This is a genomic window from Micromonospora sp. M42, assembly GCF_000568915.1.
Taxonomy (GTDB): domain Bacteria; phylum Actinomycetota; class Actinomycetes; order Mycobacteriales; family Micromonosporaceae; genus Micromonospora; species Micromonospora chalcea.
Window position 1 is genome coordinate 765127 of record NZ_KK037233.1, and the last position, 1325, is coordinate 766451.

2 protein-coding genes are annotated in these 1325 nt (G+C 76.5%); both read left to right on the forward strand.

Annotation, left to right across the window (positions count from 1 at the left end):
• Positions 1-965 (forward strand): FtsX-like permease family protein (locus MCBG_RS03110; RefSeq protein ID WP_043323711.1); only part of this gene is annotated, 965 nt, incomplete at its 5' end.
• Positions 966-1107: 142 nt separating this feature from the next.
• Entirely contained in the window at positions 1108-1236 is a 129-nt protein-coding gene (locus tag MCBG_RS34675; RefSeq protein ID WP_255358574.1) for a hypothetical protein, read from the forward strand.
• The last annotated feature ends 89 nt before the right edge of the window (positions 1237-1325 follow it).

Below are 1325 nucleotides of genomic sequence, written 5' to 3' on the forward strand. Positions count from 1 at the left end.
TGGACGCCCGGATCGGCGTGGACTTCCTGGTCACCGGCATCGGCGGGGACCTGCCCGCCACCGTTGCCGGCGAACTGGCCGCCCGCCCGGAGCTGGGTGTGGTGCACGAGCAGCGCAGCCGGGTGGTCGGCGACGTGCAGCTGCGCGCCGCGCACCCGGCGCTGGTCCGGCGCACGCTGTCCGCGGTGGACGCCGGTGACCCGGCCGGCCTGGGGCCGGGTTCGGTGCTGGTGCACCGCGAGCTGGCCGCGACCAGGGGCTGGACGGCCGGTTCCACGATCACGCTCGCCGGGCGGCCGTTCCGGGTCGCCGCGGTGGTGGCCGACGAGGAGCCAATCCTGGCCGGGAGCCCGGTGCCCGCCGGTCACCTGGTGGACGTGCTGGACGCCGACTTCACCGCCATGTTCCCGACCGTGCGCGGCCACCTAGCCGAGGTGGATCCGGCCGCCGGGGTGAGCGTCGACGAGGCCCGGACCGCTGTCGAGTCGGTGCTGGCGCGCTACCCGACGGTGAACGTGATGGACCAGGCCGCGTACAAGAAGATGCTCACCGGCACCGTCGACCTGGTGCTGGGGTTCGTCACCGCGCTGCTCGGCCTCGCCGTGGTGATCTCGCTCGTGGGGGTCGCCAACACGCTCAGCCTGTCCGTGGTGGAACGCACCCGGGAGACGGCGGTGCTGCGCGCGGTCGGACTGAGCCGGGCCGGGATGCGGGGTGTGCTGGCGGTCGAGGCGGTGCTCACCGCGCTCGTCGGCACGCTGCTCGGCATCGCGCTCGGCACCGGGGCGGCCGCCGGGGCGATGGCAGTGGTGGCCCGCATCGGCGGGGACTTCACGCTGGTCCTGCCCTGGGCGCGGATCGGGCTGATCGTCGCGGTGGCGGTGGTGGCCGCGCTGCTCGCCTCGGTCCTGCCGGCCCGCCGGGCGCTGTCCCGGCCGGTGGTGGCGTCGCTCGGCGCGGACTGAGCACCACCGGCCGGACACGCCGAGGAGCCGGCTCCGCCGCGGGCGGGGCCGGCTCGTCGTGGGTCAGGGCTCGGTGGCCGGCTGCCCGCCGGCTTCACCGCCCCCTTCGGTCGGCGGCGTGCTCGGTGGGGTCGACGTTGGCGTGACCGGTTCCGTCGTCGCCGGCGTGCTGGGCGGCGTGGTGGTCGGCGCGCCGGTGGGCGCCGGCTCCTCGCTGACGCTCGGGTGCCCAGACGGGACCGTCGAGGCGCTCGGCGTTCCGACGGCGTAACCGACTGCCGGCCGCCCGGGCCGACCGGCCGGTAGGTGTAGTCGTCGCCGGCCGTCGGCTCGTCGACGACCGGCTCCGCGGCCGGGTCG